The following is a 324-nucleotide window of genomic DNA, read 5'->3' as shown; positions in this document are numbered from 1 at the left end:
GGCCGGCTAACCGTCGTGCCTATCCGACAATCCAGTTTCTCAATGATGGCAGTATTGTTGCCGGATTGAAGGCTGTGCGTCAGGCGCTTGGCAGTGCTAATCCATGGTTTATACTGAATTTCCTGAGCAGGCCGGATGAACGTCTCAACGGTAAAAAGCCGATTGAGCTGTTGCGTCGCGGTGAAACCGAGCTGGTGTTGGAAGCGGCACGGCTCAATGGTTTGCAAGGCGCGTGAGCGGGCCGAAGCCACCACAAAATCTGACTTCCCGACAGCCTGAGATAATCACTCTGGCTGCGGGGAGCAAGTTTTATCGTTTTTATAC

Annotated in this window: 1 pseudogene; it reads left to right on the top strand. The window is 53.4% G+C overall.

The annotated features are described in order from the left end of the window. Nucleotides 1–236: pseudogene (locus HBA93_RS19940) on the top strand (hypothetical protein); the annotation flags it as partial. Nucleotides 237–324: the final 88 nt, after the last annotated feature.

It is taken from the genome of Ochrobactrum sp. SFR4 (genome assembly GCF_019730395.1).
Lineage (GTDB): Bacteria > Pseudomonadota > Alphaproteobacteria > Rhizobiales > Rhizobiaceae > Pseudochrobactrum.
The sequence above is the reverse complement of the archived record's forward strand: the minus strand, read 5'-3'. Positions and strand labels throughout refer to the sequence as shown.